Source organism: Arcticibacterium sp., from assembly GCF_055134445.1.
The window spans coordinates 1-6,473 of the sequence record NZ_JBSRVI010000142.1; the positions used below are offsets into that span (position 1 = coordinate 1).

10 protein-coding genes are annotated in these 6,473 nt (G+C 38.4%); 6 read left to right on the forward strand and 4 right to left on the reverse strand.

Annotated features, from left to right (window positions below):
* The coding region (locus tag ACTBZY_RS18360; RefSeq protein WP_463047818.1) for a M16 family metallopeptidase at window positions 1-278 on the reverse strand (278 nt) is incomplete at its 3' end.
* A gap of 68 nt (window positions 279-346) precedes the next feature.
* Between ACTBZY_RS18360 and ACTBZY_RS18365 the strand changes: the two genes are divergently transcribed.
* Genes ACTBZY_RS18365 through ACTBZY_RS18390 form a run of 6 tightly spaced genes read left to right on the forward strand, consistent with a single transcriptional unit; the run spans window position 347 to window position 3,706 of the window.
* Window positions 347-1,189: a hypothetical protein gene (locus ACTBZY_RS18365; RefSeq protein ID WP_463047819.1), complete on the forward strand. Its 843-nt coding sequence runs from the start codon at window positions 347-349 to the stop codon at window positions 1,187-1,189.
* 47 nt (window positions 1,190-1,236) lie between these two features.
* Entirely contained in the window at window positions 1,237-1,479 is a 243-nt protein-coding gene (locus ACTBZY_RS18370; protein ID WP_463047820.1) for a hypothetical protein, read from the forward strand.
* Entirely contained in the window at window positions 1,466-1,846 is a 381-nt protein-coding gene (locus ACTBZY_RS18375) for a rhodanese-like domain-containing protein (RefSeq protein ID WP_463047821.1), read from the forward strand. Before ACTBZY_RS18370 ends, ACTBZY_RS18375 begins: the two co-directional genes overlap by 14 nt.
* A gap of 2 nt (window positions 1,847-1,848) precedes the next feature.
* On the forward strand, window positions 1,849-2,064 hold the full coding sequence (locus ACTBZY_RS18380; protein ID WP_463047822.1) for a hypothetical protein: 216 nt from the start codon (window positions 1,849-1,851) through the stop codon (window positions 2,062-2,064).
* 3 nt (window positions 2,065-2,067) lie between these two features.
* A complete protein-coding gene (locus ACTBZY_RS18385; protein ID WP_463047823.1) occupies window positions 2,068-3,309 on the forward strand; it encodes a sulfite oxidase in 1,242 nt (413 codons plus the stop codon).
* Between the two features lie 4 nt (window positions 3,310-3,313).
* Window positions 3,314-3,706, forward strand: a complete 393-nt coding sequence (locus ACTBZY_RS18390) for a hypothetical protein (protein ID WP_463047824.1) — start codon at window positions 3,314-3,316, stop codon at window positions 3,704-3,706.
* 94 nt (window positions 3,707-3,800) lie between these two features.
* Here the strand turns inward: ACTBZY_RS18390 and ACTBZY_RS18395 are convergent, their stop codons facing one another.
* From ACTBZY_RS18395 to ACTBZY_RS18405, 3 genes are all read right to left on the reverse strand, one after another.
* The gene (locus ACTBZY_RS18395; protein WP_463047825.1) at window positions 3,801-4,589 is read right to left on the reverse strand and encodes an L-fucose dehydrogenase; all 789 of its coding nucleotides are present in this window, start codon (window positions 4,587-4,589) and stop codon (window positions 3,801-3,803) included.
* Between the two features lie 3 nt (window positions 4,590-4,592).
* Complete coding sequence (locus ACTBZY_RS18400; RefSeq protein WP_463047826.1) at window positions 4,593-6,152, reverse strand: aldehyde dehydrogenase (NADP(+)); 1,560 nt, start codon at window positions 6,150-6,152, stop codon at window positions 4,593-4,595.
* A 1-nt stretch (window position 6,153) separates the two neighbouring features.
* Window positions 6,154-6,473 (reverse strand): fumarylacetoacetate hydrolase family protein (locus ACTBZY_RS18405; protein ID WP_463047827.1); only part of this gene is annotated, 320 nt, incomplete at its 5' end.

The following is a 6,473-nucleotide window of genomic DNA, read 5'->3' on the forward strand; positions in this document are numbered from 1 at the left end:
AGCACTGAAGCATAAAAACAGATTTTTTCTTTCGTAGTATAAGCGTTTAACTCGCCGCCTACAGATTCCAATCGATTAATGATGTGGTAGGAGTTTCTTTTTTTCGTACCCTTAAAAGCCATGTGTTCCCAAAAATGAGCTAAACCAGTTTGATGTGGTTTTTCATCTCTGCTTCCAATGTCTAGCATGATTCCACAATGGACTATTTTGGTATGAGAAACCTGTCTATGGGCTAATCTTATCCCGTTTGAAAGCCTATGTTCGTTGTATTCGTTCATTTATAATACTTGATCCAAATATAATCGACAAAAATACGGATAATTGTACTGGAATCAGGTTGTAGAAAATGAAGCTTATAGCAGATAGTGGGTCTAGCAAAACTAATTGGGTTTTGTGTAACGAAATTTCAAGAAGTTTTTTAAAAACGGAAGGGATAAATCCTCATTTTATGAATGAGATGGGATTAGCAGGTGTACTTCAGAAGGTAAAGGATGAATTCAAGGCGGAAATAACGGAAATACATTTCTATGGCTCTGGGGTATCGTCTGAAAAAAAATCAAAGATGATTGAGGATGCCTTAAGGAAAAGTTTCGGAGGAGATGTGGAGATTAATATTTATTCCGATTTTTTAGGGGCTTGTAGGGCTCTTTTTGGGAATAATGAAGGATATGGGTGCATACTTGGTACAGGTGCTTGCACAGGAATTTATGATGGGGCACGCATCATAAATGGAGTGCCTTCAATGGGTTTTTGGTTGGGTGATGAAGGCAGTGGTGCAGATTTGGGAAAAAGAGTGGTTAAGGCGTATTTAAGAAAAGAAATGCCTCAGGACCTCATTGTCTTATTTGAAAATGAATTCGGTTCTTTTGAAAGAGAAGTGATTTTTAAACGTATCGGGGAAGAAAGACCAAATGCTTTTTTTGCATCTTTTACTCCTTTTTTAAGTAGTAATGTAAAACATGCTTGGGTTTCAACGTTATTAAAAGACGCTTTCGAGGATTTTTTGATACATCATCTTTTACCCTATGATATTGTTGATGGTCGTAAAATTGGTTTTGTAGGTTCGGTGGGTTATTATTTTCAAGAGCAAATTAGGGAGGTGATTTGTCAATATTTTGACAACGAATTAGTGTTTTTAAAAGATCCCATTGAGAACCTCATTGATTTTCATGTGACAAATGTTCAATAGAAAGTGCTTAAAACTTCATAGCATTGTAACATTAAAAAATTAAATAAATGGTATTATTAGAGATGTTAAAAATGCCTTGGAGTTTGTTCCGAATATTGAGGCTTCTTTTTGGAAGTTATATATTTGGAGTTAGTCTAGTTGATGGTAATTACATTTTTTCAGTGGTAGGAATTTTCTTTATTTACCAATCCATTTTTAATGTGGGTTGCGGAGCTTGTCAGACAAAGGATATAGAAAGTAAAAAGTTGGAAAAGAACAATAAAATAAAGGTGGAATATGAAGAATTATAGTCGTTTTTTTTACCTGTTGGTGTTGGTAGCTTTTATGTCGTGCACAGATATGTCGGCACAAGTTAAGAGTTTACCCTTAAAAGAATTTGTGGCATCTTATAAGAGCAATTCAGAAGCACAATTATTAGATGTCAGAACCCCTCAAGAATGGGCGGATGGTCAACTGGGCTCATCTATACTGATCAATTATAATGACTCGGAGTTTGAAAAAAACTTAGTTAAATTAGATAAGGATAAACCAGTTTATGTTTTCTGTGCAGCTGGCGGTAGGAGTGCTAAGGCTTCCGAGGTTTTGTCTAAAAAAGGGTATAAAGTTTTTAATTTGTCACAGGCGGGTTATGGGGACTTGAAGAAAAGTGGTTTGTAATTATGAAATTACCTAAATGGGTTTTTCCATTGATTGTTTCTTTGAGTCTGGGTTTAGCTCCGTTTTTTCCTGAACCTCACATTTTTGGTAAACTTAAATGGCTTTTTGGAGGAGGAGAAGGAATGCTAGCCAAAGATTTTTTTGATTTGGTATTACACGGCTTCCCTTGGATATGGTTGATTTATGTTATTATTGGGGAAATAAGAAAAAAGAAATAGAATATGTCGGTAGTGTTTTGGAATAGGAGAGGTTTTCTTAAAAAGTCTGCTCTTACCGCTTTAACCACCATGGTGGGTACAGAAATAGTTTTTGGAAAGAATCTTAAAAGAGAAAATTTTCAGTTGACATCTAGGGCTAAGGGGGCCGAGGAAATACTGCCAGGAAAACATCCTGATTTGGTTGTTCTTAATGATAAACCTTGGAATTTGGAAACGCCTCCGCATCTTCTGGATGATAAGGTAACTCCTGCGGATAAAGCTTTTGTGAGAAATAATGGCTTACCACCAGAGGATGTTGATATAGAAAATTGGACTTTAACAATTGACGGTGAATCTGCAGCTACTTCGAAAACGTATAGCATTAAGGATCTAAAAGAGAAATTTAATCATTACTCTTATCAACTCACATTGGAATGTGGCGGAAATGGAAGAGTAGGTTTTAATCCTCCAGCTTCGGGAAATCAATGGGCAGAAGGAGCGGTATATTGTTCCAAATGGACGGGTGTGAGATTGAAAGATATCTTAAATGATGTTGGTGTAAAAAATGATGCGGTATACATCGGTTATTATGGAAAGGATACCCACTTAAGTGGAAGTCTTGATGAGAAGCCGATTTCTAGAGGGGTACCTATAGCCAAGGCGATGGAAGACGAGGCTTTAGTGGCGTGGGCTATTAACGACGAAGAAATTCCTTTTATGAATGGTTTTCCTTTAAGGTTGGTTATTGGTGGTTGGCCAGCTTCCACTTCAGGGAAGTGGTTGGAGAGAATAAGTATTAGAAATATAGTTCATGATGGTCCTAAAATGACTGGCACAAGTTATAAGGTTCCAAAATACCCTGTTGCTCCGGGGCAAGAAGTGCCAGAAGAAGACTATAAGATTATTGAAAGTATGCCCGTAAAATCTCTGGTGACTTATCCCAAAACTGGAGCTATCATAAAAATGGGAAGTAAGTTGAAGTTGAGAGGACATGCTTGGGCAGGTGACTTGAAGGTGGATAAAATGGAGGTCTCCATTGACTTTGGTGCTACTTGGCATGCAGCTACGCTAGCGTCTCCCGTGAACCGATTGGCATGGCAACATTGGTCTTCGGTCGTCGAATTTCCACAAGTTGGATATTATGAAATCTGGGCTAAAGCTACAGATTCGGATGGTATCTCTCAGCCAATGGTTATTCCTGGATGGAACCCTAAGGGTTATTTGAACAACGCTTGTCATAGAATTGCGGTAAAAATAGAAAGTTGATTTTATGAAGAAGTTATTATTATTTCTATTGTTTGGTTTTTCGCTTGTTTTCATAAAATGCAGGAACAGTCAGCTTAATGTGAACAATGAAGCCGTTGAGGTTTCATATGAGGGAATAGATGCAGAAAGCGGTTTGCATTTAGATAAGAACATGATGCTTGTTAAAGGGCAATGCACGGCATGTCATTCCGCTAAATTGATTACCATGAATAGATTTACAAGGGCAGGTTGGCAGGATAGAATTAGATGGATGCAAAAGACACAAAATCTATGGGATTTAGGGGAGTCGGAACCGGCAGTCTTAGACTATTTGGAGAAATATTATGCACCTGAAGGAAAAGTAACAAGAAGAAGTAACCTTGAAAATATTGAGTGGTACAAGCTCGAAGGGAAATAAGAAAGATAGTAATACAGCTATTTGAAAAATAACGAAGTTTTCAATGACGCCATATAGGGTTATTGAAAACTTCTTTTGTTTTAAGGGGGATACCTTATTTCTTAATTAATGATCTATCCAAGTGTACGTAACCACCATCAACATGCATAATTTGACCTGTGGTATGGCTAGAACGTTTAGATAAAAGAAAAACAACCATATTGGCAATTTCCTCTACTGTGGTCATCCTATTTCCTAACGGAATTCTATTATTGATTTCTTTTAATTGCTCTTCTCCATCTGGCAATGAACTTATCCATCTTTCGTACATTGGCGTATAACTCTCAGCCACAACAACAGCATTTACTCTAATGCCATATTTTAGAAGTTCTACCGCCCATTCACGCGTAAGTGCATTCCTGCCACCGTTTGCTGCCGCGTAGCCAGATGTGCCACCTTGTCCTGTTTCTGCTACTTTGGAAGTTATGTTCACGATACTACCTTTCGACTCTTTTAAAGCAGGAAGTGCATGATGAGCTAACAAGTAGTAATGCACTAAATTATTATGAATGGATTGCATAAAGCCTTCATAGTTTCCACTTTCAAGACTTATACCGTCGTTTAAACCAGCGTTATTAACAAGACCATGAATTTTTCCAAAACGATTTATGATGTCTTTAATGGCTTTTTCGCACTCTTCTGGTTTTGAAAGTTCGGCTTTAACGGTATATCCAAAACCACCTGCAGCGTTAATTTTGTCTAGGCAGGCTTGATTGTCTTCTTCGTTTCTTCCGATTATGACAGGGAACGCTCCTTCTAGGGCAAGTTGTGAGCAGATGGCTTCACCAATTCCCTTGGCACCGCCAGAAACAATTACTACTTTTTCGTTTAGATGAAGGTTCATATTTTATTTCGTCATTTCTCCGTTTACCAATCTCCAAATACCTAGTGGATTGCTACTTTTGAGCTCATCTGGAAGTAGGGCATCTGGCATGTCTTGAAAGCAAACGGGGCGTGTATAACGGGTAATTGCTCCTGTGCCTACTGAAGTGCTTCTACTATTTGTAGTGCTCGGAAATGGCCCACCATGTACCATGGCATGAGACACTTCTACACCCGTTGGGAATCCGTTTATAATTAACCTGCCAACTTTTTGTTCAAGTATTTCTAGTAACTCAGCGTATGCTATCAATTCTTCTTCAGAACCATGAACAGTAGCGGTTAAATGTCCGCCTAAATTTCTGGCAATTTCAAGATACTCTTCTTTTGAGTTTCCTTCTACCACTAAACTGGTTGGTCCAAAGATTTCCTCATCAAGTTGCGGATTGTCTTTAAAGGTTTGATAATCGGCATGTAAGATGGTAGGCTCCACTCCTGTAAGACCTTGACTTTTTTTACCTATGGCAATTACTTTAGTGTATTTCTTAGCGTTTTCTACTCCACCAATGTATGCATCCTTAATACCAGTTGTTAGCATATTTCCTCCAGTAGCTTCCTTTGCTTTCTGCTCTAGGATGTCTATGAAAGATTGATTTTTTTGAATAAGTAATATTCCTGGATTGGTGCAAAATTGTCCCACGCCCATATTGACAGAATTTACATAATTTTCGGCGAGTGCTTCCTTTTTATCTTCCAAGAAATTTGGAAGTATAAAAACAGGATTAGTACTACCCATTTCAGAATAAACAGGAATAGGCTCTGTTCTAGCGTTTGCTATATCAAATAGCAGCTTACCTACCTTATAGGAACCCGTAAAACCGACCGCTTTAATGCTAGGATGTTTTACTAAGCTTTGGCTTAGTTCAGGGTCTCCATGAAGCATTGAGAACACACCGTTCGGCATTCCAGATGCTTGTGCGGCTTTTTGTATCGCTTTTCCGACCAACTCGGACGTACCTAAATGAGCAGGATGTGCTTTAAAAATTACTGGACAGCCAGCGGCTAATGCAGAAGCGGTATCTCCACCAGCTACTGAAAATGCTAAAGGGAAATTGCTGGCACCAAATACGGCCACTGGACCTAAGGGCCTTTCCATAGATCTTAAATCTACTCTAGGTAATGGTTGTCTGTGTGGTATGGCTAGGTCAATTTTGGCATTCAACCAAGAGCCCTCTTCCAATAATGATGCAAACAAACGTAGTTGTCCACAGGTTCTTCCTCGCTCTCCTTGTGCTCTTCCAGTGGGAAGTGCCGTTTCGGCAGTATATCTATCTGTTAATTCATCTCCTAAGGCCTCTATTTCGTCTGCTATTTTTTTTAGGAATGCTGCTTTTTCTTTTCCACTTTTCTTTCTATAAACCGCAAAAGCTTCTTGAGCTAAATCTGCAGCGGTGTCTAGTTCTTCAAAAGTGGCATTATAAAAAAGAGGGCCTAAATTCTCTCCAGAAGCTGGATTAACAGCCTGAAGGGCTACTGTCCCGTCAGAAGAAGTGCCGAAGCCAATAATGTTCTGTCCTTGAATACTCATGTTATTTAGTTTCTACGGTGTTGGATAATGTACCTATGTTTTCAATGCTTATCTCCACTTTATCGTTCACTCGAAGAGAAAATTCATCCTCTGGGATTATTCCAGTACCGGTCATTAAGAAGCACCCATTCATGAAAGTGCATTCAGTGTAAAGGTATTTTACCAAATCAGAATGAGTTCTTTTCATTTGATTTATTTCAATACTTTGGCTAAAAACAATTTTCCCGTCTCTAAAAATCTCTAGTTTGATTTCTGTACTAGGATCAATAGGGCTTGATGGGACGTAAATACATGGTCCAATGGCAGCACTTTTGTCATAAG